The sequence below is a fragment of the Corynebacterium occultum genome, from assembly GCF_009734425.1.
GTDB lineage: Bacteria > Actinomycetota > Actinomycetes > Mycobacteriales > Mycobacteriaceae > Corynebacterium > Corynebacterium occultum.
The window spans coordinates 1,248,036-1,272,464 of sequence record NZ_CP046455.1; the positions used below are offsets into that span (position 1 = coordinate 1,248,036).

23 protein-coding genes are annotated in these 24,429 nt (G+C 64.0%); 12 read left to right on the forward strand and 11 right to left on the reverse strand.

Translation table 11 applies throughout. The features are described from left to right. Position 1: 1 nt before the first annotated feature. Positions 2 to 1,168, reverse strand: coding sequence for an ATP-binding protein (locus tag COCCU_RS05850; protein WP_156230651.1), 1,167 nt, complete (start codon positions 1,166 to 1,168; stop codon positions 2 to 4). 324 nt (positions 1,169 to 1,492) lie between these two features. Between COCCU_RS05850 and mnmA the strand changes: the two genes are divergently transcribed. Continuing rightward, positions 1,493 to 2,590, forward strand: coding sequence for a tRNA 2-thiouridine(34) synthase MnmA (mnmA, locus tag COCCU_RS05855; RefSeq protein WP_156230652.1), 1,098 nt, complete (start codon positions 1,493 to 1,495; stop codon positions 2,588 to 2,590). After that, a complete protein-coding gene (locus tag COCCU_RS05860) occupies positions 2,590 to 3,636 on the forward strand; it encodes a uroporphyrinogen decarboxylase/cobalamine-independent methonine synthase family protein (RefSeq protein WP_156230653.1) in 1,047 nt (348 codons plus the stop codon). The genes mnmA and COCCU_RS05860 overlap by 1 nt, the downstream gene beginning before the upstream one ends. On the opposite strand, the gene COCCU_RS05865 is transcribed toward COCCU_RS05860, so the two are convergent. From COCCU_RS05865 to COCCU_RS05890, 6 genes are all read right to left on the reverse strand, one after another. After that, positions 3,633 to 3,899, reverse strand: coding sequence for a hypothetical protein (locus COCCU_RS05865; RefSeq protein ID WP_156230654.1), 267 nt, complete (start codon positions 3,897 to 3,899; stop codon positions 3,633 to 3,635). The two genes, COCCU_RS05860 and COCCU_RS05865, sit on opposite strands and share 4 nt — an antisense overlap. Then, positions 3,896 to 4,879: a serine hydrolase domain-containing protein gene (locus COCCU_RS05870; protein ID WP_231598884.1), complete on the reverse strand. Its 984-nt coding sequence runs from the start codon at positions 4,877 to 4,879 to the stop codon at positions 3,896 to 3,898. Before COCCU_RS05870 ends, COCCU_RS05865 begins: the two co-directional genes overlap by 4 nt. Before the next feature lie 22 nt (positions 4,880 to 4,901). Then, the gene (locus tag COCCU_RS05875) at positions 4,902 to 5,399 is read right to left on the reverse strand and encodes a winged helix-turn-helix domain-containing protein (RefSeq protein ID WP_156230655.1); all 498 of its coding nucleotides are present in this window, start codon (positions 5,397 to 5,399) and stop codon (positions 4,902 to 4,904) included. 106 nt (positions 5,400 to 5,505) lie between these two features. Continuing rightward, positions 5,506 to 6,576, reverse strand: a complete 1,071-nt coding sequence (locus tag COCCU_RS05880; RefSeq protein WP_156230656.1) for a TIGR04222 domain-containing membrane protein — start codon at positions 6,574 to 6,576, stop codon at positions 5,506 to 5,508. Between the two features lie 163 nt (positions 6,577 to 6,739). Beyond that, complete coding sequence (locus COCCU_RS05885) at positions 6,740 to 6,949, reverse strand: heavy-metal-associated domain-containing protein (RefSeq protein ID WP_231598885.1); 210 nt, start codon at positions 6,947 to 6,949, stop codon at positions 6,740 to 6,742. A 211-nt stretch (positions 6,950 to 7,160) separates the two neighbouring features. Further along, complete coding sequence (locus tag COCCU_RS05890) at positions 7,161 to 7,832, reverse strand: 3'-5' exonuclease (protein WP_156230657.1); 672 nt, start codon at positions 7,830 to 7,832, stop codon at positions 7,161 to 7,163. A gap of 89 nt (positions 7,833 to 7,921) precedes the next feature. Here COCCU_RS05890 and ligA point away from each other — a divergent pair, with 89 nt between their 5' ends. Continuing rightward, positions 7,922 to 9,967 carry an NAD-dependent DNA ligase LigA gene (gene ligA, locus COCCU_RS05895; protein ID WP_156230658.1) on the forward strand — a complete coding sequence of 682 codons (2,046 nt, stop codon included), beginning with the start codon at positions 7,922 to 7,924 and terminating at the stop codon, positions 9,965 to 9,967. Positions 9,968 to 10,026: 59 nt separating this feature from the next. Here ligA and COCCU_RS05900 read toward each other — a convergent pair whose 3' ends face one another. Next, positions 10,027 to 10,686 carry an ACT domain-containing protein gene (locus COCCU_RS05900; RefSeq protein WP_156232638.1) on the reverse strand — a complete coding sequence of 220 codons (660 nt, stop codon included), beginning with the start codon at positions 10,684 to 10,686 and terminating at the stop codon, positions 10,027 to 10,029. Between the two features lie 233 nt (positions 10,687 to 10,919). On the opposite strand from COCCU_RS05900, the gene gatC reads away from it, so the two are divergent. The 5 genes from gatC to COCCU_RS05925 all read left to right on the forward strand — a co-directional run bounded on the left by gatC (position 10,920) and on the right by COCCU_RS05925 (position 16,961). Continuing rightward, positions 10,920 to 11,219, forward strand: a complete 300-nt coding sequence (gene gatC / locus COCCU_RS05905; RefSeq protein WP_156230659.1) for an Asp-tRNA(Asn)/Glu-tRNA(Gln) amidotransferase subunit GatC — start codon at positions 10,920 to 10,922, stop codon at positions 11,217 to 11,219. Between the two features lie 2 nt (positions 11,220 to 11,221). Beyond that, the gene (gene gatA, locus COCCU_RS05910; protein WP_156230660.1) at positions 11,222 to 12,715 is read left to right on the forward strand and encodes an Asp-tRNA(Asn)/Glu-tRNA(Gln) amidotransferase subunit GatA; all 1,494 of its coding nucleotides are present in this window, start codon (positions 11,222 to 11,224) and stop codon (positions 12,713 to 12,715) included. A 381-nt stretch (positions 12,716 to 13,096) separates the two neighbouring features. After that, the gene (locus COCCU_RS05915) at positions 13,097 to 14,227 is read left to right on the forward strand and encodes a P-loop NTPase family protein (protein ID WP_156230661.1); all 1,131 of its coding nucleotides are present in this window, start codon (positions 13,097 to 13,099) and stop codon (positions 14,225 to 14,227) included. An 8-nt stretch (positions 14,228 to 14,235) separates the two neighbouring features. Continuing rightward, positions 14,236 to 15,999 carry an ABC transporter transmembrane domain-containing protein gene (locus tag COCCU_RS05920; RefSeq protein WP_231598886.1) on the forward strand — a complete coding sequence of 588 codons (1,764 nt, stop codon included), beginning with the start codon at positions 14,236 to 14,238 and terminating at the stop codon, positions 15,997 to 15,999. Positions 16,000 to 16,109: 110 nt separating this feature from the next. Then, positions 16,110 to 16,961 (forward strand): siderophore-interacting protein, encoded by an 852-nt coding sequence (locus tag COCCU_RS05925; protein WP_156230662.1) that lies wholly within the window; start codon positions 16,110 to 16,112, stop codon positions 16,959 to 16,961. Positions 16,962 to 16,973: 12 nt separating this feature from the next. On the opposite strand, the gene COCCU_RS14645 is transcribed toward COCCU_RS05925, so the two are convergent. Together COCCU_RS14645 and COCCU_RS05935 are read right to left on the reverse strand one after the other, a co-directional pair. After that, positions 16,974 to 19,166, reverse strand: coding sequence for a glycosyltransferase (locus COCCU_RS14645; protein WP_231598887.1), 2,193 nt, complete (start codon positions 19,164 to 19,166; stop codon positions 16,974 to 16,976). Beyond that, positions 19,163 to 20,104: a WcbI family polysaccharide biosynthesis putative acetyltransferase gene (locus COCCU_RS05935; protein WP_197088447.1), complete on the reverse strand. Its 942-nt coding sequence runs from the start codon at positions 20,102 to 20,104 to the stop codon at positions 19,163 to 19,165. Before COCCU_RS05935 ends, COCCU_RS14645 begins: the two co-directional genes overlap by 4 nt. A 143-nt stretch (positions 20,105 to 20,247) precedes the next feature. Here COCCU_RS05935 and COCCU_RS05940 point away from each other — a divergent pair, with 143 nt between their 5' ends. From COCCU_RS05940 to COCCU_RS05955, 4 genes are read left to right on the forward strand one after another with little or no spacing between them, the layout of a single operon-like run. Next, positions 20,248 to 21,246 (forward strand): glycosyltransferase family 4 protein, encoded by a 999-nt coding sequence (locus tag COCCU_RS05940; protein ID WP_231598888.1) that lies wholly within the window; start codon positions 20,248 to 20,250, stop codon positions 21,244 to 21,246. Then, positions 21,243 to 22,301 (forward strand): glycosyltransferase, encoded by a 1,059-nt coding sequence (locus tag COCCU_RS05945; protein WP_156230663.1) that lies wholly within the window; start codon positions 21,243 to 21,245, stop codon positions 22,299 to 22,301. The genes COCCU_RS05940 and COCCU_RS05945 overlap by 4 nt, the downstream gene beginning before the upstream one ends. Next, a complete protein-coding gene (locus COCCU_RS05950) occupies positions 22,298 to 23,245 on the forward strand; it encodes a glycosyltransferase (RefSeq protein WP_156230664.1) in 948 nt (315 codons plus the stop codon). The genes COCCU_RS05945 and COCCU_RS05950 overlap by 4 nt, the downstream gene beginning before the upstream one ends. Continuing rightward, positions 23,242 to 24,045, forward strand: a complete 804-nt coding sequence (locus tag COCCU_RS05955) for a glycosyltransferase family 2 protein (RefSeq protein WP_156230665.1) — start codon at positions 23,242 to 23,244, stop codon at positions 24,043 to 24,045. Before COCCU_RS05950 ends, COCCU_RS05955 begins: the two co-directional genes overlap by 4 nt. Here the strand turns inward: COCCU_RS05955 and COCCU_RS05960 are convergent. After that, on the reverse strand, positions 24,021 to 24,344 hold the full coding sequence (locus tag COCCU_RS05960; protein ID WP_156230666.1) for a hypothetical protein: 324 nt from the start codon (positions 24,342 to 24,344) through the stop codon (positions 24,021 to 24,023). The genes COCCU_RS05955 and COCCU_RS05960 overlap by 25 nt on opposite strands. Between the last annotated feature and the right edge of the window lie 85 nt (positions 24,345 to 24,429).

The window sequence follows — 24,429 nt, forward strand, 5'->3', positions numbered from 1 at the left end:
CTTAAGCAATGGGGCGGTGATGCGGGGAATCCAGGAGATACTCCCTCAGGTAAGGAAGCGAGAAGCTGAGATAACCGTACTTGGGTACTTCCACGAGACCCCGGTCGAGGAGGGACTTGCGCGCCATGGACAGTGCATTGGGTTTTACCCCGAGATGCGCGGCGATATCACCGGTGGCCACCATCCCAGCTGCCGAAGATAACTCGGCCAGGGTGTAGAGCAGGCCCAGTTCGCGATCTGGGACCTGGTGCAGGGAAGGCCCATGAACCTGACTGCCCATCCGCCTGATCACATCAGTCCTGATGGCTTCGATCTGGGCGGTGGTGATCCGGGATTCCCCGGAGAGCGAGGTGTGGGCCCAAGCCAGTGAGCCTGTCAACTGCATGAGATAGGGATATCCAACACTGAGGGCGGTGGCGGCCGCAGCTGCCCCGGTGCTCATTTCCCGTCCGCCGGCATGGGCGGTCGCCAGAAACATCTCGCTGGCCTCAGGATCAGAAACCGGCCGGAGGTGGATCCGCTCCGCCCGCCTGATGAAGGTGGTGCCCCGTTGCTGAAGCAGGCGTTCAATTCCCTCGGGCAGGCCGGCGGCCACTAGGGCGATATCAAAATCATCGCGGAGCAGATCCTGAACCGCAGTAGCCAGTTGATGGAGTTGGTCCGCGTGCGCTGCCTGGAGTTCATCGAGGGTGATCAGCACACCGGTGCCATGGGGTCGAAGTTGCTTGGCCAGGGCGCGGAGCCGGGTGATCAACGTCGGGGAGGGGCTGGAGGTATCTGGATGAGGAACCGAGTTGATTGACCCAACCCCGGCGATGCCGCCACCGGTGAACATGCGCTTGGGTGGATCACCCTTGACGTGCCTCATGGCCTGGGGGATCGTCGTCTCAGCCAGGGTGGTGACCAGATGTTCATCCGGATAGGCGCGCAGCGAGATCCATCCCTGGGCCGCGGCGGCCTCCTCGAACTCATTGAGGAGAACGGTTTTACCCATGCCTCTTGCCCCGGCGATGAGCAGGGCACGGAACGGGCTTCCCGGCCCTTCCGCCAGTCCCAGCCGAAATGCGTCCAGGAGGGAGTCCCGCCCCGCCAGAATGGTGGGTGAGACTCCGAAGGTGGGGCGAAAAGGATTGCGCAGGGGCGGGGCGAGCGCAGTGTTATCAACCATGTGGGACTCCCAGAATGTGGGGGAAGGTGATGAATTTTCATCCGGCGGCCCGGAGAACTTCTCCCGAAAGCCCCATTGTACTGATTTAGATCTTGTAGAACTTTCGGGAGTCTTTAGATCTGATAGATCTTTTCATGGCAGGTAGATCCGGTAGATCTAACAGTGATCAGCCTCGCAGTTCAGCCCTGACATCCCGGGCCGCTATCCGCTCACCCGTGACCCGCCCAGATCGCAGCGGAAGAAATTCGCAGATTTCGGGAACAGCGGGTTACGCTACGGTGTTGAAACTCAGCGAGACATATAGCAGCACAAACGAGGGAGACCATGCGGGTTCTGGCGGCAATGAGCGGCGGTGTTGATTCGGCGGTGGCCGCATCCCGGGCGGTGGAGGCCGGTCACGAGGTCATCGGCGTGCACCTGGCACTTTCACAGGACGCCCAGCAAACCCGCGAATCCTCCCGGGGTTGCTGCTCCCTGGAGGACTCCGCCGATGCGCGCCGGGTCTGCGACAGGCTCGGCATCCCCTTCTACGTCTGGGACTTCTCCGACCGTTTCAAGGAGGATGTCATCGATGACTTCATCGACTCTTACGCGGCCGGCGAAACCCCCAACCCCTGCCTGCGCTGCAATGAGAAGATCAAGTTCGCGGCCCTGCTCGAACGCGGTATTGCACTGGGATTCGATGCTGTGGTCACCGGCCATTACGCACGTCTCACCCAGCCGGTGGATGGCGGGGACGGGTACCTGCGCCGCTCCGTCGATCCGGACAAGGATCAGTCCTATGTTCTTGGGGTGCTCGGTGCCCATGAGATCGCGCACTGCATGTTCCCGGTCGGTGACACCCTCAAGCCGCAGATTCGGGAGGAAGCCGCCGGGCATGGTTTCTCGGTGGCCAAGAAGCCGGACTCCTATGACATCTGCTTCATCCCTGACGGCGACACCCAGGCCTTCCTGGGCAGGCACATCGGGCTGCGCCCCGGCATGATCCGGGACCAGGACGGTACTGAGTTGCGTGATCATGCCGGAATCCACGAATTCACCATCGGCCAGCGTAAGGGGCTGGACATCAAGACCCCGGCCGTTGATGGCCGCCCCCGATACGTCACCGATATCGACGCCGCCACCGGCACCGTCACCGTCGGCCCGCGCGAGAAGCTCGCCGTCATGGAGATCCACGCTGACCGCCTGAAGTTCCTGCACCCCGCCATGTCCGGGGAGCTGGACTGCGAGGTCCAGGTCCGGGCCCACGGCGGCATCGTCAAGTGTCACGCCAGCATTGACCGGGACACCGACCTCATGGTGCTCAAGTTGGTGGAACCGCTGTCTGGTGTGGCCCGCGGGCAGGCTGCCGTGCTTTATCTTCCGGATGCGGAGGGAGATATCGTCCTCGGTTCCGGCACTATCTGCGGCACGGTGAACTGATGAGCGCCTATGGACTCGGGGAACTCCCCGGCACTTCGGTGGCAGAAGCCGCGGACATGATCCTCGGTGAGACCGGTGACCTGGTTCACCTGCCGCAGCTTCCCGGCCGGGGGCTCGGCTCTGATGCGGTGGGTCGGACCGCCACCCTCCTGGAGGGCATCCATGTCGACCGGGGCCCACGGTCCTGGATCATGAGCGCCCGCCCCCAGATCGAGACCCGCCGCAGCCGTGACCTGGTCGAGCGTGACCTCGAGGTCTGCGCCGAGGTGTGGAACATGAAAGCCAACACCATCAAGGTGCAGGTGGCTGGTCCCTGGATGCTCGCCGCGCAGATCGAGATGTCCAATGGTCATAAGGTGATCACCGACCGGGGTGCCATGCGTGATCTCACCGACTCCCTGATCGCCGGCATCCGCGCCCACCTCGCCCATGTCGCCCACAGCCTGGATGTGCTGGCCAGTCCGCAGGCGCTCTACTCGGAACTGGTGGATCCGGTGGTGGTGCTCCAGATTGATGAGCCGCTGCTGCCCAAGATCAACGCCGGAAAGATCCTCGGCACCACCGAATTCGAGAATATTCCGGCGGTGGCTGAAAACGATATCGCTGAAAGGTTGAATCAGGTCATCGAGTCGGTTCGTGGTGGCGGGGTGTCCTCGGTGCTGTTGAACCAGACTGGTTATTCCCCGCTGTGGGAAGTGGCACGGGAATCTGGTGCCGACACCGTGCAGCTGAGCCTGGACCTCGTCCGCGGCAATGAACACCTCGACGGCTTCGGCCGTGCCATCAGCGAGGGCGTGCGCCTGGGGTTGGGCATCACCAACCCTGGTGACCAGGTCGATGAGCTGGGGGAGAAACCCCGCGCACTGGCGGTCCGGGTGGCGCGCTTCTTCGATGAGATCGGCCTGGATCGAGCCCTGCTCGGCTCGGCGGTGGACATTCACCCACGCGGTGGCATCACCACTGGCACGCTTAACGACGCCGCGGCAGCCTATCGGATGGCTCGGGTCGTCGCCGGAATGCTCGAGAGCGATGCCGGGGATCTCTAAACGGATCGGGCTGGGCCATCACCCAGGACCCGGAATGTCGCCAGCCCACCCACAAGTCCCAGGAGTGCGGCGGTGATCCACCACAGCCACACCGGAATGTTGGTGTTCCACATCGTGATCACCATCATGAAGAAGAAGCAGGTGAGGATCGCGGAGATGGCACTTGTCAAGGGCTTATCGGGTTTTCGCCAGAGTTTCCAGGCGGCATGACCGGCGGTGGCCAGGGCCAGCAGCGCGAGAAACCAGTTGATGATGAAAATCATCGCAACTCCTCCAGGAGTGCACGGCCGAGGTCGTCGACACGCGCGGTGGTGCTGGTAACCACGTAGGCGGCTGAGTTGTTTTCCGGGTCCAGGAGCAACATGGATGAGAAACCGCCGGTGCCACCGTTGTGCCATATGGTATTCGGATCATCATGAACCCAGGTGAATTCCGGGATGCCCTGATCCAGCAGATACTGGGCGAAGATCTCCATGTCCGCAGCGGTGCTCCGGAGGCCGCCGGCGGGGGCATAACCCTCATCATCCCAGGCGGCCATGGTTCGGCCGCGACTGTTGAAACCAAGCGGGGACTCTTCACCCGCGTGCAGGGTGGTGTCGCCCATCCCCAGCGGTTCCAGCAGAGTGCTCCGGAGCAGTTCCTCGTAGGTGGTGCCGGCATTCTGGGCCAGCAGATGGCCCAATAGTGAGACGCCGAAATTGGAGTATTCATACTTGCCACGGCTAGCCAGGCTCGCATCCCGGGCTAGGTTGAGGATGTCTTCAGCCGTGATGCCCTCATAGGGTGAGGTGCCGAAGGCCAGGTACTTCGCGTTATCCCAGAGATTCACCCCTGCCAGGCGGGGAAGCCCGGAGGTGTGTTCGGCCAGCTCCAATAATGTGACCTCGCTGATCGGGGAGGCGCCGGTATCGATGATCTCGCTGACCGTGGTGTCCGGGGTCAGTTCACCCGCCTCGATGGCCTGATGGAGGAGCTGGGCGGTGAAAATCTTGGTGACGGAACCGATCTCGAATTCTGTGCCGGCCCCGGCGCCGAGGCCGGCAAAGGTGGCATCTCCGTCCCTGATCTGAAAGGCGGAGAGGTTCTGGCTGCCGGCAGGGGCATTTTCAGCCAGCAGTGCTGCAAGTTCGGGATCTCCGATGTGCTCGTCGGAAACCGAGACGGGGCGTGGCCCCAGTATCAATGCGGCGATGAGGACCGCCACCCCGACCGCGCCGGAGGTGATGAGATGGGAAGTTTTCATGGGAGGTGCTCCTGTGATCGCACTAGTGGTTTTCGGCAGCGGCGATGATGCTGAGCAGGGGGATGACCCGGGCAGGTCGAATGCTGTAGGTGCCATCGGGGGATTTGCCGGTCCAGCCGGCGCTGTGCAGGGCTCCCAGATGGTGGTAACCCGTACCGGTGGAGGAGATGACCCCCTCGGCCACCAACTCTGCGATGGTGGCCGGTGAGGGGAGTAATCGGCGCAGGATGGCACCCCGGACAGGATGGGCGATGGCGCTCAGTCTCGTTATTGCCTCCTCCCAGGACTGGTCGAGGAGAAAATCCGTGGGGCGTTCCCACTGGTAGGAAAAAACCCGGCCGTCGATCTCCACCTCACCGCTAAAGAGAACGGAACCACCCGGGACGGGGGAACCTTCCTCGTTCAGGGCGGTGGCGGGGAGCTGCGGCACGGACGTGGTTTCGGCAGCCTCGAGGGCGGCGATGCGCTTTTCCAGGGCGTCGATACGTTCATGGGCCGCTGAGATACCATCCTTTTCCATGATTCTAAAAATACAGAATTTTAGAGAAGTAGCAACCCCCCTGGGTCATGTTCCGGACCAGGGGGGGAGGGCAGTGCTTTAACTGGGGCGGGCAGGTTCGAGCTCTTTAGTCGCCTCCGCTGCCGCCATCGCCCCCATCGAAGGAACCGCCATCACCGCCGCCACCATCGGGGTCGACGCCATCGCTCCAGGGACTGTCGGAACCGTGGGCGGTATCCAGATCTTCGTCTTTGTGCCCGATGTCATGGTGGGTGCTTAACGTGCCAGTGTCGCCCGAGGTGTTGGTGTTTTTCCGCTTGGGGAACAGCCAGGGCGCCGTCTGGTTGATGAAGGAGATGAAGGCCTGGTCCAGCATTCCCGGGGCAGCCGAGCCCTTGACCGCGAAGAGGAAGAGCAGCCGCTCATCTGCCTGGAGGTGACGAAGCGCAGGGGAGCTGGTGTTGACGATCTCGTGGAACTGCAGGCGGGCTGCGCGTCCGGCGAGGGTGGAGCGACTGCGGGTCAGTCCCCGGATCTGGCGGGGGGATCGTATCCAGGCCATAATCAGTCCGACGCAAATGAGAATGAACATCAGGATCGTCAGTGGGGTGTCCCCGAGCCCGAGCAACTCGGACACCATCCCGGCAAGCATGAATCCGAGGGCGGCTACGGTGAGGTAATACAGCAGGAACAGCAGGCGACGGAGCCAGCCCAGCATGGCGAGGTGGGCGCTGAGGGGTTTGGGGCGGGCATTGGCCCAACCACGCTCCCTCAAGCGATCGGTGATCTGCCGGAAGTGATCCCGGAGAAGATTGCCACTGCCGAGAAGCTCCTCCAGGGCTTTGAACTGCGGTGACTGGAGCGCGTGCAGAAGGGCGCGCGTGGTGGGGGTGTCCGCCGGACGGAGATGGGTCATCCTCACCCTGCCTGAGGGGTCCAATTCGATCTGACCGTTGCGGTAGAGGTGCAGGAGCTGAACCATGAGGACCCGTTCCGCACCCCCGCAGAGCATGGCGACCAGAGCGACGGGCTCAGTCACCCAGTGTCGGGAAAGTGCGGTCCGGGCGGTCTCCGTGACCTCCCGGCGTGCGATGTCCAGTGCCCGGCGCCGACTCGAGCGAAGGAGAAGGATGAGCAGGTATAGGAAAGCCGCCAGGAGCATCAGGAAAAAGAACAGTCCGAGAACCTGATTGCTCATGCCTGAGGCCTTCCCTGGAGTCTTCCCATGATTATTGCCAGGGGAGGGGCCGTCGGAGAAGTCACACTGTGGTCCTTAGCTGTGGTGGAGATTGCGGGACCATTGTGCCGTAGGTGCAGCCTCTCCTTCGGCTGACGCGCTGGGTGGCTCGGCTCGGTGGGTGCTATTTCCGCATGGCCTGGTATCCCGCCTCCTTGACCGCGGCGATCACGGCAGCGTCGTCGATGTCCCCGTTCGCCGTGATCGTGAGGAGGTTGGTGCTTCGGTCGGCTGTGGCGGCGGTGACACCTGGTATCTCAGAGACCTCTTCAGTGACCGATGCTTCGCAGTGTCCGCAGGTCATTCCGATGACGGTGAATTCGAGGGTGTTCACAGCATGCTCCTTGCGTAAGTTCTATACCGGTTACCCCTATAGGGTATCAAGGTGGGGTGGGGGAAGGTAGGTGGGTTTTTGCCTGAAGCAGCCCGCCCAGCTCCCATGGATTCCTACCGCGCCTTATTCGTGCCTTTTCTAACCCTGCATTATTTCCCAGAAGTGTTAACCTGCTGGTCAGTGCCCTTGTTGGGGCGCTGGGGGAGAGGGTTTAACCCTGCATCGGCCAGGAGGTGTTTACCGTGGTCGTGTCGCGGCCCCGGCCCTCGAGGTATTTCTTGAAGTCGGTCTGCATTTCGTAATAACCCACCGCCTGAAACTCCATCAACTCCTCCGCGGACATCGCCGCCAGCTCCGGCCACATCTTGATCTGCTTCCAGGCGATCCGGGCGGCGGCCAAGGCATCGGAGGTGGCCTCATGGGCGGTGTCCAGGCGGACACTGTAGTGCGCGCACAGATCCGTCAGGGTGCGCTTTCCCTTGCGGTATTTGTCCTTGAGTTTGTCGATGACGAAAGGATCGTAGACCAGGCCGTCGACGGTGAACTCCGGGCTCTGGGAGCGCAGGATCGTCAGATCATAGGAGGCGTTGAACACGATCAGGGTGAGCCCATCCCGCCAACCGGCACGGATCCGCTGAATTGATTCGGCGAGCACCTCATCATGGGGGCGACCGTGCTCCCGGGCGTATTCGGTGCTGATCCCGTGGATGGCGGTGGTCTCCGGGGGAATTTCGATGCCAGGGTCAGCGAGCAGCTCCACGGGGTCGACCTCGCGGCCGTCGATACGCACCATGGCTGAGGTGACGATCCTGGCTTCGCGGGGGTTGACGGAAGTGGTCTCGAGGTCGAAGGAGAGCATGCGGGAGGCATCGAAGTTACTCATGTCCACAACCCTAGCGGGGCCACCGGACATGCCTTCCGCCCACCGTGGCAAACCACCTGGGTCCGGCGCTCTCGTTAGAATCGGGAGCTGTGACTGACAAAGACAAAGACGTGGAACTGCGCCGGAAGTGGAATGATCTCGCCGAGGAGGTCCGCCACCATCGCGATCTCTATTACAACCGTCAACCCATCATCGCTGACGCTGAATTCGACGAGCTTTTCAGGTCGCTGCAGAAACTGGAGGAGGAGCACCCCGAACTGGCGGTCCCGGATAGCCCGACCATGGAGGTCGGCGCCCCCGCCGCGGTGTCCTCGAGTTTCGCCAATGTCGAGCACCTCGAGCGGATGATGAGTCTGGACAATGTCTTTGATGAGGCAGAGCTGCAGGAGTGGCTGGAGCGCACCCCGGCCCCGCGTTACCTCACCGAACTCAAGATCGACGGACTGTCCATCGACCTGATCTATCGCAACGGCCGCCTCGAGCGGGCGGCCACTCGGGGGGACGGCCGCGTCGGCGAGGATGTCACCGAAAACGCCCGGGTCATCGAGGACATCCCCGAGGAGCTCACCGGCACTGGGGAGTACCCCGTTCCGGAGTTGCTGGAGATCCGCGGCGAAGTCTTCATCGCCATCGAGGATTTCGGCGAGGTCAATGAACGCCGCATCAACGAGGGTGGCAAGCCCTTCGCCAATCCCCGTAATGCGGCAGCTGGTTCGCTGCGTCAGAAGAACACCGAGGACGTGAAGAAGCGCAAGCTGCGCATGATCTGCCACGGTCTGGGTGCCACCACCGGTTTCACCCCTACATCCCAGTGGGAGGTCTATCAGGCGTTGGCCGCCTGGGGCCTGCCCGTCTCGCCCTATACCGAGGCCATTGAGTCGTCGGAAGCTGTGGTGGAGAAGGTTCGTTATTGGGCGGATCACCGGCATGACTCCACCCATGAGATGGATGGCGTGGTGATCAAGGTGGATTCCCTGGCCGGGCAGCGTGCGCTGGGTGCCACCAGCCGTGCCCCGCGTTGGGCGGTGGCCTATAAGTATCCCCCGGAGGAGGTGACCACCACCCTGGTGGACATCCAGGTCGGGGTGGGCCGCACTGGGCGGATCACCCCCTTCGCCATCATGGAGCCGGTATTCGTCGCGGGTTCCACCGTGTCCATGGCCACCCTGCACAACCAGACCGAGGTGAAGCGCAAGGGGGTGCTCATCGGGGACACCGTGGTCATCCGTAAGGCCGGGGAGATCATCCCGGAGGTGCTCGGCCCGGTCGTCGAGAAGCGTGATGGCGGTGAACGTGAGTTCATCTTCCCCACGCTCTGCCCCTCCTGCGGTACCCGCCTGGCACCGCAGAAGGAGGGTGATGCTGACTGGCGTTGCCCGAACACCCGCAGTTGCCCCGCGCAGCTTTCCGCACGCCTGACCTACCTGGCCGGCCGGGGTGCCTTCGATATCGAGGCGCTCGGGGAGAAGGGGGCCCAGGACCTGATCCGGCATAGCATCCTGAGCGATGAGTCCGAGCTCTTTGACCTGGATGAGGAGAAGCTGCTGGCCTCGAAGGTGTACACCACCAATGCCGGCAAGGTGAACGCCCCCGGCAAGAAGCTGTTGGAGAACCTTGCCCAGGCGCGCGACACCGACCTCTGGCGGGTGCTGGTCGCCTTGTCCATTCGCCATGTCGGGCCCACCGCAGCGCGGGCCCTGGCCACCCGCTACCGTTCCCTGGCTGCACTGCGTGAGGCCCCGGTTGAGGACATCGCCGAAACGGATGGGGTGGGGTTGATCATCGCCCAGAGCTTCCGGGAGTGGTTCGAGGTGGATTGGCATCGCCAGATTGTCGACCGTTGGGCCGCGGCCGGGGTCACCATGGCGGAAGCGGCGGGCGAGGAGATCGTGCAGACCCTGTCCGGCCTGACGATCGTGGCCACCGGTTCCCTGGAGGGCTTCACCCGTGACTCGGTCAAGGAGGCCATCATCTCCCGGGGCGGCAAGGCCTCCGGTTCAGTGTCGAAGAAGACCGACTATGTGGTCGTGGGTGAAAACGCCGGTTCCAAGGAAACCAAGGCCCGGGAGCTGGGCCTGAAGATCCTGGATGAAGCCGGTTTCGTCCGTCTGCTGGAAAACGGCCCCGAGGAGTAGTGCACCTCGCTTATCGACGCCCCCCTTGGGACCGCGGCAACGCCCGGGGGCGAGGCTGACTAGGTCAGGATCGTGCCGACGATCCGACCCAGGTTGCCCAGGTTCTCCACCTCGCTGGCCAGGAAACTTGGACCGCCGGTGCGTCCGACCACCATCACCATGTTGGTGCCGGTCAGGGGGGTGGCGGCCAGCGTGGAATCCAGCAGGGCCCAGGATTCGGGGATCCAGTCTTCGGTGTCCGGGTTGAGCACCCGGGCCGCAGTGACATCCACCGCGGGGGAGGAACCATCGTCTTCTGGGGCGGCCAGGGAGGCGGCGACGCGGGTGGAGTTCTCCGCCACATCCAGGACGATCACCCAGCTGGCGGTCATGGAGCGTGGAATCACCGCAACCATCTTCTCCATGGCCTTAGGGATCTTGTTCTTGTGGGCGGCGATATCAGCCAGCATCGAGACCTGCCCGCGACGGTCCACGGTGCCGGTGAAGGGGCGGATGGAGTCGACCTCTGCTCCGTCGACGGTCTGGATTGCGGTGATGAGACTGTCAGCCATCGTCGTCTTGGGGAGGTGGACGACGATATCGTCCACCACCATCTGCTCCGGCAGAACCTGCACCACATCCACTGACTGGATATTTCCCTCCACCAGGCCGATCGCCTCCGCCAGCTCGCCGAGACTGCCCGGCAGATCGGGGAGCTGGACACGGATCAGGAAGGACATCGTGGGTTCCATGGTGCCTCGGGCATTCTTGGGGGTAGGGGACATGATGACTTCAATGCTAATGAACTTTGCACCTCCGGCGGGGAGAGAAGGTGGGCGGCAAATGGGGGGAGAGGGTGAAGGACGGGTGTGCGCAATGGTCTTAATGGCGGTGCAGTAGGATTACCTCAGGTCGGGCCCCGCCGGGCCCATCATCCCCGGAAGTCCAAGATGCGAAAGAGGAAGTAGTACACGTGCCTGAGATTTCGCGTGACGAGGTCGCCCACCTCGCGAAACTATCCCGTCTGGCTCTGAGTGAGGAAGAGCTCAAGGAGCTCGCCACCCAGATCGACGACATCATCGGTTATGTCTCCGATGTGCAGAAAGTCGACGCTGCGGGCGTTGAGCCCATGAGCCACCCCCACAACATCCAGACCACCATGCGTGAGGATGTCGTCAAGGAGACCCTCACCGCAGAGCAGGCCCTGGACCAGGCGCCCGCAGTTGAGGACCAGCGTTTCGTCGTACCGCAGATTCTGGGGGAGCAGGACTAAAAATGAGCAACAACTATGTGGTCGGCGATGCCGGCCTGATCAGCCTGAGCGCAGCCGAGCTGGCCCAGAAGATCCACTCCCGTGAGATCACCTCCCGGGAAGTTGTCCAGGCCCACCTGGACCGCATCGCCGAGACCGAGGACAAGCTCCACTCCTTCCTGCATGTTGGTGCGGAAGAAGCGCTGGCCACCGCAGATGCCGTGGACAAGGCACTGGACGCCGGCGAAGCCCCTGCTTCCGCGCTGGCCGGTGTACCGCTGGCGCTGAAGGATGTCTTCACCACCACCGATGCGCCGACCACCGCCGCCTCGAAGATGCTCGAAGGCTGGATCAGCCCCTACGACGCCACCGTCACCGCCAAACTGCGTGCGGCCGGCATCCCGATCCTGGGCAAGACCAACCTGGATGAGTTCGCGATGGGTTCCTCCACCGAAAACTCCGCTTTCGGCCCCACCCACAACCCCTATAACCTGGAGCTCACCGCCGGTGGTTCCGGTGGTGGCGGTGCCGCGGCACTGATCTCCGGGCAGGCCCCGCTGGGCATCGGCTCCGACACCGGTGGCTCCATCCGCCAGCCCGCCGCCCTGACCAACACCGTTGGCGTGAAGCCCACCTACGGCACCGTCTCCCGCTACGGCATGATCGCCAGCGCCTCATCCCTGGACCAGGGCGGCCCCATCGCCCGCACCGTCCTGGATGCGGCCCTGTTGCACGAGATCATCGCCGGGCATGATGACTTCGATGCCACCAGCGTGAACAAGCCGGTCGCCCCGGTTGTCGAGGCCGCTCGTGAGGGCGCCACAGGCGACCTCAAGGGTGTGAAGGTCGGTGTGGTCAAGCAGTTCAACCGTGACGGCATCCAGCCGGGCGTGCTCGAGAACTTCGAGGCCGCCGTGGCACAGCTGAAGTCCCAGGGCGCTGAGGTCATCGAGGTTGACTGCCCCCACTTCGATGAGGCACTCTCCGCCTACTACCTCATCCTGGCCTGTGAGGTTTCCTCCAACATGGCCCGCTTCGACGGCATGCGCTACGGCATGCGCGTCGGCGATGACGGCACCCGCTCCGCCGATGATGTCATGGCGCTCTCCCGTGCCGAGGGGTTGGGCGCAGAGGTCAAGCGACGCATCATCCTGGGCACCTATGCCCTCTCGGTCGGCTACTACGATGCCTACTACCTGCAGGCACAGCGTGTTCGTACCCTCATCGCACAGGACTTTGCCAAGGCTTATGAGCAGGTCGACGTCCTGATCTCTCCGGCCACCCCGACCACCGCCTTCAAACTGGGCGAGAAGGTCGATGATCCGCTGGCGATGTACAACTTCGACCTCTTCACCCTGCCGCTGAACCTGGCCGGTCTCTGCGGCATGACCGTGCCCTCCGGTTTCGCCGCCGACACTGAGCTGCCGGTCGGTCTGCAGATCATGGCACCGGCATTCCAGGATGACCGCTTGTACAAGGTGGGCGCCGCATTCGAAGCTGCTCGCAAGAAGGCTTAAGTTTCCGCCTCAGGGTTGTGGCTCTGAGGTTTGAGGACCTGTGTTCCCCGGGGAGAGATGATTCTCCCCCAGGGGAGACACAGGTCCTTTTTGGTTGAAAGGGCAGAAGCGTGGACGCTCCCCCCCTGCAGGGAAAGTGTCGGTAAAAATCCCCTCCCCTGAGTGCAAGGGGTAGGTCTTTTCACCCCCGGTAGATCCTTTCCTTCCTCAGTTCCCGGCCTGATGGGAAAGGCATAGCCACAGCTCAAAGGGTTAAAAAGCAAAATGAAAAATCCCTCATCTGCGTTTAATGGTGGCATCATCGTGGACTGGTTAATTGGTTATCAGCAGCCCGGGACATTCCCGCCCCAGGCGATATCCGACCCAGCAGAAGGAACCCCCATGACCGCCGTCATCGAACCCACCCTCACTGACACCACCCTGAACAGCTCCGCAGCCTGCGGCCCCCGTGAGCTTCTTCCCCTGCCTTCCCGCATCCAGGCCTCCTACACCACCCGTTTCGTCGCTGAGGCTCTGAAGCGGGGCGAGAACTTCCAGCTCCTGCGGGGTGCGGATGTCACCCCGCAGGTCGGTGATGTGGTGCTGGCCCGGGTCGTGGGCATCAATAACCACAAGCGGGTGGAGACCCCGGATTCCCGTAAGGCCATCCTCTTCGAGGGTGCGGTGCTCATGCTGGCCTATGGCCACCGCTATGCCGCCGACCAGTTCCTGGCCCATGTGCCCGACAACCTGGACAGCTGCCACCTCGTGGCTGCGGGTGGCATCGCCGGTCAGGTCACCGAGCGCCATGCCAAGATCGGCGCCCCCACCGTCATTGAGCCGCTGGGCCTGCTGACCGGTGATGGGGGCGTGGTCAATCTCCGGGATTTCGCGGCCTACCGAAATGACACCCCGGTCTCCCTCCCGGCGCGTACGGCTCGCCCCGAGGTGATTGCGGTGCTGGGTACCTCCATGAATTCGGGTAAGTCCACCACCATGGCCTGCCTGGCGAATGGGCTGATGAAGTCAGGGCTGCGGGTGGCATCGGGCAAGATCACCGGCACCGGGGCAGGCAATGATCGCATGATCTACCATGATGCGGGTTCTGCCGAGGTCGTGGATTTCACTGATTATGGTTACCCCACCACCTTCAAGATGGACATGGCCGCCATCCGGGATCTGACCATCAACATGGTGGTTGATCTGACCGCGAAGAATGTGGATGTGATCCTGGTGGAGATCGCTGACGGCATCTACCAGACCGAGACCTACCAGCTGTTGCGGGATGAGAATTTCCAGGCGGTGGTGGATCAGGTGGTTTTCTCTGCCACCGATGCTCTGGGGGCGCGTACCGGGGTGCAGGAGCTGCTGTCCGCCGGGCTGCCGGTTGCTGCCGCTTCGGGTGTGATGACCAGTTCACCGCTGGCCGCGAATGAGGCGGGCATGGTGTTGGCTGAGTTCGGTGTCCCGGTGGTGGGCACCTATCAGCTCAAGGATGCCGCCATCGCCTGCAATCTGCTGGCCCGTAGCTAGGCGCGGAGGTGAGCTCCTTGACCTTGCTGCTCAACCGTGGCCACGCCGCTGACCCTGACACCCCCGGGATGCCTGCGGTGTGGGAGGGTCGCCGTCGTACCCTGTTGCTGACTCTGCTGGTGCTCAGTGTGGTGCAGGCGGTGTTGGCGTTGACCATGACTTTCAGTGTGGATCAGTTGCTTGAGGCTGCTGAGTTGGGTCGGGCCGCGGTGTTTTCCGGGCATTGGCAGCAGCTGGTTGCGCTGGTGGGTTCGGTCTTGGGTATTGGTCTGGCCCGGTGGCTGGAGCGGGTGGTGGCGGAGGATCTCGGCCAGGACTATGTCTTTGAGCAGCGGCATCGTCTGGTCACCTCGGCCCTGGGTGGGAATCGGGAGGGGCGTTCCCTGGGTGTGATCGTGACCCGTGCTTCCAATGACCTCACGGCCATCCGGAATTGGATTGCGTTGGGTATCGTGCCGCTGCTCACCGCTGTCCCGATGATTCTGATTGTGCTGCTGGTGTTGTCCGTGCAGAACTGGGCGGTCGCGGTGGCGGTGAGCATTCCGATTATGTTGATGGTGGTGGTGTTGCCGGGGATGGCGCAGGTGGCGCATACCCGGGCGCGGAAGTTGCGTCGTCACCGTGGCCGGATGTCCGCCCGAATCGCTGATCTGGTGCGGGCGGGGGAGTCGGTCCAGGCGGCCGGGGCGATCCAGCGTGAACTCAAGGCGGTGGACCGTGATTCCATCAGGGTGGTTGATGCTGCGGTGGAGCGGGCGGCCATCAATGGCCTGATCCGTGCCCTGACGGTCACGGCGGCGTCCCTGGCAACGGTTGCGGTCGTGGTCGTCGCGGCGATGGGTCTGGTGAGCACGGCTGGGGTGGCGTCGATCATGACCCTGTTGGGCATCCTGGCCACCCCGTTGGGGGATCTGGGGCGGGTGGTGGAGTATCGCCAGAACTATAAGGCGGCGCGTCGCATCCTGGCCCCGATGCTGTCCGAGGCTGAGGAGATCAAGCAGGTGGAGAAGGCCCGGGAGAAGAAGTACCGGAAGCTGCGGGAGGAGCAGTTCGACCCGGCGGCAGGGCTTAGGATCCGGCATCTGGTGGTCAATGGTCGGGTACTGCCGGAGCTGGTGGCCAAACCGGGGGAGCGGATTCAGCTGAGTTCGGGTGATCCGGGGCAGATCCGGCGCACCGTGCAGAATCTGATGACGGCGAAGTCCTCCGCCCCCTTCGACACCGAGTTGGCGGAACCTGAAATTGAGATCTCCGGGGTGGATGTGGGTAATGCGCCGGGGAAGGTGCGCCGTGATCTGCTGGGTTTCGCCTCGGTGCACATCCCCCTGGAACGCGGCAGCGTCCGCCGCCTGGTGTCACTCCGGATCCCGGATGCCTCCGATGAGGAGGTCCGGGAAGTGCTGGAGCGGGTCGGGTTGAAGGGGCGGATTGAACGCGGTGTGAAGGGGATGGAGCTGAAACTGAAGAACGGGGGCCAGCCACTGACCCCGGCTGAGGTGATGCGGCTGAAGTTGGCGCGCGCCCTGCTGCGCCGCCCGGCAGTGCTGCTGCTCGAGGGTGTTGACAGTGCCCTGGACGTGGCCGGGGTGGAGCTGTTGCGGGGGATCATCCGGGATTATCCCGGGGTGGTGCTCTTCTCCTCCCATGATCCCGGGCATCTGGCGGGTCAGTTCCGGGAGTGGGGTCTGGATGGTCCGGCGCTGCTGCCGGAACATTTCCACCGGGAGTGGGGTTCCGCTGCCGCTGATGCCATGAACGAGGAAGAGGGATAGGGGCAGGGGGATTCCTCAGTTCCTTTCACGATATATCTTAATAGGGTAGCCTTAGTAAAGGACTTATCCTTATGGCCAGACGAAAATCCCGGAAAGAGGCACATTCCTTCATGACCACTCCTGAGAAGAAGCGCAAGCCCCGTACCGCCACTGAAGCGACCGTCACCGCAGTCCGTCGACTGACCCCGGATCTCGTCCGGATCAGCTTTGACAGCCCCGGCATCAAGGGCCGGGAACTGCCCTTCACCGACCATTACCTCAAGCTGCTCTTCGTCCCCGAGGAAGCGGACTACTCCTGGCCCTATAACCTGGCTGAGATCAAGGAGAGCCTGCCGCGGAACCTGCACCCGGTCACCCGCACCTACACCTTCCGCCACGTGGACACCGCAGCCGGCACCTTCGAGGTGGACTTCGTCACCCACGGTGATGAGGGGCTGGCCGGCCCCTGGGCCAAGCACGCCAAGGAGGGGGATGTCATCGCCTTCCTGGGCCCCGGTGGTGCCTGGGGTCCGGAGGACACCTATGAGCACTTCGTCCTGGTTGGAGATGAGTCCGCCGCCCCGGCGATCGCCCGCGCCCTGGAGGAACTCCCCGCAGGTGCCACCGCCGCAGCTTATATTGAGGTGGCGGATGAACACTCCCACTTCGAGATGCCTGAGGCCGCCGGCGTGGAACTGACCTGGGTGCACCGCGATGGTGCCACCCACGGTCATCAGCTCTCTGAGGTGGTCCGCGGAGCCGGCATCCCCACCCAACGCACCGCCTGGTTCGTGCACGGCGTGGCCGAGATGCTCAAGGAGATGCGCCGCTTCCTCTTCTTCGACAATGAGGTGGCCAAAGAAGATGTCTCCATCTCCGGCTATTGGCGGATCGGCATGACCGAGGACCAGTGGCAGGCCTCAAAGCAGGACTTCAACGCCGAGATCGAGGCCGCCGAAGAACAGCTGGCCGCCCAGCACTGACACACCTGACCCTCAGGCCTCCCAGCCGGCGAAACGCGCCTCCAACCGGAGGGGCGCTTCCAGCAGCAGCTTTTCCGGCAGCGGGACCCGCCAGGCACCAGACCCCACCAGGTCAATGCCCAGGGCACGGGCACGGGTCGAACTGAAGGTGGCCACCTGCTGCTCACCCACCCGGAGATGGGCGTAACCACCGAGGGCACAGAGTCGCACCACCAGCTCCCCCCACCCCTCCGGGCGGAGCAACGGTGCCTGCAGTTCAAGGATGATCCGGGCCCCGCTGCGGACCGCGGCAGAAAAACCCCCTACCTCCACCCGCACCCGCGGATCCTGCCGGAAGAGCTCAGGAACTTCCCCGTTGCTCAGAATCTGAACATCAACAACACCCAGCCAGGAGGAGAGGCAGGCTTCCCAGACCCCGGGTGCGGCCTCGCCCACATCCCCGGGGATCAGCACACAGAGATCAGGGACATCGAAGATCGTCGCGCCGGGCCGGGCCATGGGGTGGGTGATTCTCGGGGCCAGCGCCATGCTCTCAAGATTCTTCTCCGTGATGGCGGCAACCGGGTCCGTGATCCGGGCACCCCAGTCCGGATCCTCGTGGTGGGCACGTGCGGCTGGCTCATGACGGAAGATCGCGCCCTGTTGCCAGAGACGCCAGCCAAATTCCCAGTCTTCACCGCCATAGCCGACCATCTCGGCCTCAAAACCACCGCTGCTCTCAAAAAGCTCCTGGGAGCAGGTCAGCACCGCGGAGATGATGAAACGCCAGCTGCGCTCATCTGAGCGTTCCAGGTTTGCCGTCTCCACCCAGGCCTGGTGCAGCCACTCTGCCTCCCGGCCCTGGTGGAGGCGACGGCCGACCACCACGCAACGTGGGTCTGCCGTGACCCAGGAGGTGGCGGCCCGGAGGTAACCAGCCTCTGGGACGGTGTCCCCGTCGAGGAAGGCCAGAATCTCCTGGGTGGCGTGGGCCGCCCCGAGGTTGCGGGCCGCTGCGGCCCGGAACCCGAGATCGGCCTGGCGCACCACCTTCAGTGGGTGGGAGCAGTGGGGTTCCGGCGCAATGGTGGAGCCGTCATCGGCGATGATCACCTCGATGTGGCCGGGGAAATCCTGCCGGGAGACACCGTCCAGCACGGCCTGCAGATTGGCGGGGTCATTGTAGTAGGGGATGATGACGCTGACTCCCGGCGCGGTGCCCGGGTTCAGGGTGCGGTGGTCATTGTCCACCAGGGCGGGGGAGAGGTGACTGGCCCAGGCGGCCTGCCAGGCGCGTGTCACCTCCGGCCAGTACCAGGTGGTGCCGGTGTGCACCGTCTCGGCGAAGTCGGGTTCGGCCATGGCCCGTTGGATTTCCTCCCCCCACCTGCCGGGACTGACCAGCCTGATCTGTTCCGGCCAGCCCTCAGCCAGCTCCCGCGGGTAGCGGCCGTCACTGACCAGGACCTTGCGGCCCGCGGCGAGCCAGCGCATCAGGGAACCAGATGCCGAGAAATGGCGGTGGGCGCAGACCGGTACCCGGATCCGTGACATCTGTTCCCAGAGTTCCTGCTCCGCCAGGTAGCCACTGACGGTGAAGCCCACCCCGAGTTCTTCGGCCTGGGTGGAGAGATCTGCCACCAGATCCTCATGTCCTTCGGAGGGTCGCCCCAGGGCCCGGATCTTGAATCCGGTACCGGTGAGGGCGGTGACGATATCGCTGTGTCCTTTACCGGGGTAGAGGAAGCCGATGATTCCCACGGTTTCCTCATCCGGGGTCCGGTTACCCAGCTCCGGGGCCTCAGGCAGTGGCAGGGGAATGATCTCCAGGTTCGCCGGCAGGGTTCCTTCCCCGGTGCGGAAGAATTCCGCCTCGTGGCGGGAATTGGCCACCACCAGGTCAGCGGCGGCGGTGAGGCGCTGGTAGGCGCTGGTACGGCGGGCAAAACGCGCGGCCCCCTCGGCTTCCTGGGGGATGTCGTGGAAGGAGACACTCAGTCGTCGGCCCCGGCTAAGATCCAGCACCCGTTCCACCGCTGCGTCCGAGTCGGGGCCGAAGAGATGGTCGGTGAAGGTCACCTGGAGCGGTCCAGGTGGCAGCTCCTCGGGGGTGGTGTGCTTATCGACGGGGAAGAACACCCCGCCACTGTGGTGGTGCAGGAGGCGGGCATATTCACTGACCCCGTGCTCAGGTGGGCCGGCGATGAGATGGATCAGGGCACTCATCCGGAACTCAGTCCCAACAGGGCGAGACGCTGGGCATGGCGTTGCATTCCGGCGGCAATGACCTCGGGATGCGCCCGGTAGAATGAGAGCTGCTCGGAAAGCAGTTGGGCCGGGTCGACCCCGGGTTGCCAGTTCTCCCGGCCTTCGGCTGCGGCAGCCACCCCCAGGGCTGCCGCGGCCTGCGCATCAACCGGTGCCTGCAGGCCGCCCAGCATCTCCCGGTCGGCAGGTGGGGTGACATCCACGTCTGAGTCAATCATTCCGGCCTCGGCCAGGGCCTGCAGCACGCGGCGCGCCAGCACCACAAGTGTGGTGTTGTCGGGGTGGTTGATGGTGTGCCAGAGGGGTGCCGTCTGCAGATGATCCGACATCACCACCGCCCCGTGTCGCTCCTCCCGGCTGCGCAGCTGCGCCACCGAAAGCTCCGCCAGGGTCCGGAGGTTCTCGGCGGAGGGGGAGGCTTCCACCAGGTGGTGGAGGCCTCGATCCGCTGCCGCCAGAATCCGCAGATCGTGATAGGGCACCACCGGTGGGTTCAGTGAGGGGTCCCGTGGGGAGCGGATGATCACCTGATAGGGCATCAACCCGTCATAGCGCAGCACCGGGTAGCGCAGGGTCAAGGAGCCCTCAGGCAGCAGGGAGCGCAATTGCTCGGTACCCACGGGCAGATCGCGGTAGTCGGCTTTGACGGGTTGGCTGATCAGCACATCAGTCTTCGCCAGGGCGGCTTCCACGAAGGGAAGATCCGAGCTCTCCCACTCGTGGATCGGTGGGATCCGGAAACTGTCCACCTTATTACTGCTGGCCAGCAGGATGCGCAGGGATTCCGCCTGACAGTTGCCGATCACCGCCACGGCGGGTCCATTGCCTCGGCGGCGGGGGTGCAGCTGGTAGAAGCCACCAAAATGGTGGTGGCGGGGATCTGAAATTTTAGCCATCACTTAAATGATAGCGATCGCAGGGATAATAGGGGCTGGGTATCATGGCTTCTGAACCTAGAGGAGTGAATGAAACTACGAATGCGCCATCACCGGGACCCACAGGAGTCGAATGTGCTCCTGGAGCGAGAATGGGGTTGTGAATGAGTGATATGAAGGTGCTGTCAATCCCGGCCGGACATGTCTACCCCGCGGCACTGCGCCCCAGGGACGGCTGGCCCGATATCCAGGTCCTCGAGGACCCGGTGATTGACCCGGCGGAGCCGGACAGATGGTGGCCCCACCCCGCATTGCGGCGGGACTGGTGGGAGCGGGAACCCCGAAAGGTGGACCTCTGCCACCTGCACTTCGGTTTTGAGCATCTCGATGCCGCCGAAACCAGGGACTTCGTGGCGGTGCTGGCACAACGTCACATCCCCCTGGTGCTCACCATCCATGACCTGGACAATCCCCATCTGGCGGAACAGCGCGCCTTCCATCAGCAGCTTAAATTTCTCACGGCCGCGGCTGCGCAGGTGCTCACCTTGAGCCAGGGTGCCGCCGAGATCATCCGGGAACGCTATGGCCGCGACGCCCTGGTTGTACCCCACCCGGCGGTGGTGCCGAACCCCCCGACGCTCCCCGGCAGGCCCACCCCGGGGGTGGGTGTCTTCCTGAAATCCCTCCGCTCCAATGTCGTGGCTGACCCCCACTTCTACCGCGACCTGGCCACCGGGATGGGGGAGACCAACCCCCTGCAGTTTTATCTGCACCGCGAGCAGGCAGACTCCGACCTGGCCCGGGAACTGACCCCCGCAAGGCTGAACCTGCATCAACCGATGGATGACCACACCCTCCACGACACCATCGCCCGACACCGCGTCGTGGTCCTGCCCTACCTGCGGGGCACCCACTCCGGCTGGCTGGAAATGTGTCTCGACCTGGGAGTCTCAGTCGCGGTACCGGACTGTGGCTGTTACCTCAGCCAGGCCCAGGGCTCCCCGGCCGTGGCACAGTACCGCACCGCAGAGGGCACTGATGCGGCACGGGCCGTCACCGAGCTCCTCCGCCAAGAACCCCCACCGCCCCGGGAGCATCCCTTCGACAACATCGCTTTCCACCATCAACTTTATCGAGCCCTCCGGGAAGGAACCCTGGCATGAAAATCGCCGTCATCGCCCCAACCAGGTACCCGATCAGCGAGCCCTTCGCCGGCGGCCTGGAGGCTTTTTGTTCCCTGCTGGTCCACGGGCTGCGGGAAGCCGGACACCAGGTGGATCTCTTTGCGTCCCGGGGGTCACAAGGACATGTCCGGGAATATGAATTCCCCGGGGTGGACTGGAGCGGACAGGAGGAGCTCGCCACCGACCACACCTATCCACAGGGACACCAGGCGGCCGAGGATGAAGCGGTCGAACGCCTGCTGGGGCACCTGCTGCGCGAAGGCTATGACCTTATCCACAACAACAGCCTCCACGCCGCCATCTTCCAGATTGCCGACCGGATCCCCCTGCTCACTACCCTGCACTGCCCACCGGTCGCAGCCATGCAGGAGGCGATCGCACTCCCCGGCCGGGAAGTGGGAAGCTTCGCCGCGGTCAGCCACAGCACCGCAGCTGAATGGCAGCTGCCCGAAGCCCCCAGGGTGATCCCCAACGCCTTCAACGGCACCACCTTCCGACCCGGCCCCGGCGGCGGCGGGGCCGTCTGGTTCGGACGGCTGATCAAGGACAAGGGACCCCATCTGGCCATTGACGCCGCCCGCCACGCCGGAATGCCACTGACCCTGCTGGGCCAGCCCCGGGACCTGCGCTTCTTCCGGGAGGAACTCCTCCCCCGGGATGGCTCAGACCTGACCTGGCTGGGTGGCTGCACCCATGAACAGCTGGCGGAGGTGATCGGACGTAGTTCGGTGTGCCTGGTCACCCCACTCTGGCGGGAACCCTTCGGCCTGGTCACCATCGAGGCCATGGCCTGCGGCACCCCGGTGGCGGCCTTCGCCAACGGGGGAACCGCGGAAACCCTGCGTCATGCACCCGGCAGACTGGTCCCGGCAGGTGACGTCCCTGCACTGGCGGCCGCCGCCCGGGAAGCCAGCCTGATCAACCGCGATGAGGTGGCCCATTATGTCCGGGAGAATTTCAGCCTGGAACGAATGATCGACCGCTACCTCTCCCTCTACCGCAGTGTCAGGAGGCAGGAGGTGTTGGCCCGATGATCGGAATCTACGCCCATCACGCCGGCAGCGGGCACCTCCACCGCTGCCGGGCGATCCAGGCGGAATTGACGGAATTGGCCGAACCCTCGGTGATCTTCTCCTCCGCGGGGGGTGCGGATATCCACCTGCCCATGGACGTGGGGGAGACAGCGGCGTCGCCAAGCGTCAATGGCACCCTGCACTGGGCGCCGACCGGGGTGCCGGGACACACCGCTCGTCTGAGTGTGATCGCCGAATGGATCAACCGAGTCCAACCCCGGGCATTTTTTGTCGATGTCTCCGTGGAGGTGGCGGTATTTGTCCGCCTGCTGGGAATCCCCGTAGCCACCCTCGCCATGCCCGGGGTACGTGATGATCCACCCCACCAGCTGGGCTACGCCCAGGCCGCCGCCATTATCGCGGCCTGGCCGGAGTGGGTTCCGGTCCCGGAACACCTGGGGACACATGCGGAACGACTCCACGCCGTCGGTGGGATCAGCCGCCTGCTACCCCGGGCGGAGATCCCCCGGGAAAACCGCGTGATCGTGCTGCAGGGCAAAGGCGGGGACAACTGGGAAGAGCGGCACTGGGCGCAGATCGCCGAAAGAACCCCACACCTGGACTGGGAGATCCTGGGCGGTGCCAACCGGGTGGCAGACCCCATGCCCAAGCTCCGGGGCGCCAGCGTGGTGATCGCCGCCGCCGGACAGAACTCCATCGCCGATATCGCCGCCGCCGGAACCCCGGCAATCATCCTGCCCCAGCCACGCCCCTTCGCCGAACAAGAAGCCACCGCCCGCACCCTGGCGGACGCTGGCCTGGCCCTGGTGCCGGAAAACCATCCCGCCCTCGATGAATGGCCCGAACTGATTGAAAAAGCCCGCCACAGCACACCACAGTGGCAGCGCTGGCAGACCCAGGGCGCCGCGCACCGTGCCGCAAAAATCCTGCAGGAGATCTCATGATCACCCACGTCCTCACCCTGGCGGACACCTCCCGCCGGGCACATGTGGAAAACCAATTGGCGGGACTCAAGGAACACGCCCCCGAGGCAGAACACAGCTGTTTCCCACTGGATGCCGGGGCGGGGGAGAAGCTGGCACTGGCCACCGCCCGCAACCAACTGGGCGACCGGGCCGTGGCAGCTGGTACCGAACTGCTCATCTTCCTCGACGCGGACTGCATCCCCGGCCCCGAACTAATCCACCACTACCAGGCCTGCATCAAGGCCCACCCCGAAGCGGTGGCCTGCGGACCGGTGACCTACCTCAACCCACCCGGGGAAGCCGGCTATGACCTGCAACGACTCAGCGACCTGACCGCCCCCCACCCGGCCCGACCCAACCCAGAAGCAGGGGAATACCCCCTGGCCAGCGAAGATGAATACCTGCTCTTCTGGTCACTTTCCTTCGCCATGCACGCCGACACCTGGCGGAAAATCAGGGCGGAAAGCGGCGGATTCAACGAAGACTACGAGGGCTACGGCGGAGAGGACACCGACTTCGCACTCCGCCTGCAAAACCAAAAAATCCCCCTGCGCTGGACAGGGGGAGCCCACGCCTACCACCAGTGGCACGCGGTGTCCTCCCCACCCTGGGAACACCTGGAAGACATCCTGCGCAATGCGCGGCGCTTCCATGACAGCTGGGGTTGGTGGCCCATGGAGGGGTGGCTCAGGGAGTTCGCCCGCGCCGGGGCCATCCCGGAGGATTATTTCGGCCCTGGCGTGGACGCGTTGGACTACTTGGCGTCAGAGAGCAGGTAGGAGGCACCTGCGGTGAGCGCGGTGACCGTCAGCACGGAAGGCCAGGCGCCGATCTTCTTCGCCAGGGGGTGGGAGAGGCCGAAACCTGCCACATAGGTGGTGGCCAGGGCGGCGGTGGTGGCCGGGTTGGTCTTGGCCAGCCAGCTGCGGCCGGCCCAGATGCCGGCGGCAGCCAGGACGGCACCGCCGATCGGCCGGATGCCGGTTTCCCGGGCAGAGAGGTATCCGCCGAGGATACCGGTGGCGGTGACCAGCGCAGTGCTGACGTTTTCTGGCTTCTTGATGTCAATCATTCCCATGAGGTCAACCTTACCCACGCTTTTCGCTGCGGGGGAGCAGGTGGCCCGAATAAAATTTACCGGGTGCAGAAAATAAGCCTAGACT

Coding starts and splice junctions, on each gene's coding strand:
- COCCU_RS05950 (WP_156230664.1), top strand. CDS start 22,298: ATGATCGGAATCTACGCCCATCACGCCGGCAGCGGGCACCTCCACCGC.
- COCCU_RS05915 (WP_156230661.1), top strand. CDS start 13,097: ATGACCGCCGTCATCGAACCCACCCTCACTGACACCACCCTGAACAGC.
- COCCU_RS05865 (WP_156230654.1), bottom strand. CDS start 3,899: ATGATTTTCATCATCAACTGGTTTCTCGCGCTGCTGGCCCTGGCCACC.
- COCCU_RS05935 (WP_197088447.1), bottom strand. CDS start 20,104: ATGGCTAAAATTTCAGATCCCCGCCACCACCATTTTGGTGGCTTCTAC.
- COCCU_RS05945 (WP_156230663.1), top strand. CDS start 21,243: ATGAAAATCGCCGTCATCGCCCCAACCAGGTACCCGATCAGCGAGCCC.
- COCCU_RS05850 (WP_156230651.1), bottom strand. CDS start 1,168: ATGGTTGATAACACTGCGCTCGCCCCGCCCCTGCGCAATCCTTTTCGC.
- COCCU_RS05940 (WP_231598888.1), top strand. CDS start 20,248: ATGAGTGATATGAAGGTGCTGTCAATCCCGGCCGGACATGTCTACCCC.
- COCCU_RS05875 (WP_156230655.1), bottom strand. CDS start 5,399: ATGGAAAAGGATGGTATCTCAGCGGCCCATGAACGTATCGACGCCCTG.
- COCCU_RS14645 (WP_231598887.1), bottom strand. CDS start 19,166: ATGAGTGCCCTGATCCATCTCATCGCCGGCCCACCTGAGCACGGGGTC.
- COCCU_RS05880 (WP_156230656.1), bottom strand. CDS start 6,576: ATGAGCAATCAGGTTCTCGGACTGTTCTTTTTCCTGATGCTCCTGGCG.
- COCCU_RS05900 (WP_156232638.1), bottom strand. CDS start 10,686: ATGTCCTTCCTGATCCGTGTCCAGCTCCCCGATCTGCCGGGCAGTCTC.
- mnmA (WP_156230652.1), top strand. CDS start 1,493: ATGCGGGTTCTGGCGGCAATGAGCGGCGGTGTTGATTCGGCGGTGGCC.
- COCCU_RS05960 (WP_156230666.1), bottom strand. CDS start 24,344: ATGGGAATGATTGACATCAAGAAGCCAGAAAACGTCAGCACTGCGCTG.
- gatA (WP_156230660.1), top strand. CDS start 11,222: ATGAGCAACAACTATGTGGTCGGCGATGCCGGCCTGATCAGCCTGAGC.
- COCCU_RS05955 (WP_156230665.1), top strand. CDS start 23,242: ATGATCACCCACGTCCTCACCCTGGCGGACACCTCCCGCCGGGCACAT.
- COCCU_RS05860 (WP_156230653.1), top strand. CDS start 2,590: ATGAGCGCCTATGGACTCGGGGAACTCCCCGGCACTTCGGTGGCAGAA.
- COCCU_RS05890 (WP_156230657.1), bottom strand. CDS start 7,832: ATGAGTAACTTCGATGCCTCCCGCATGCTCTCCTTCGACCTCGAGACC.
- COCCU_RS05925 (WP_156230662.1), top strand. CDS start 16,110: ATGACCACTCCTGAGAAGAAGCGCAAGCCCCGTACCGCCACTGAAGCG.
- COCCU_RS05870 (WP_231598884.1), bottom strand. CDS start 4,879: ATGAAAACTTCCCATCTCATCACCTCCGGCGCGGTCGGGGTGGCGGTC.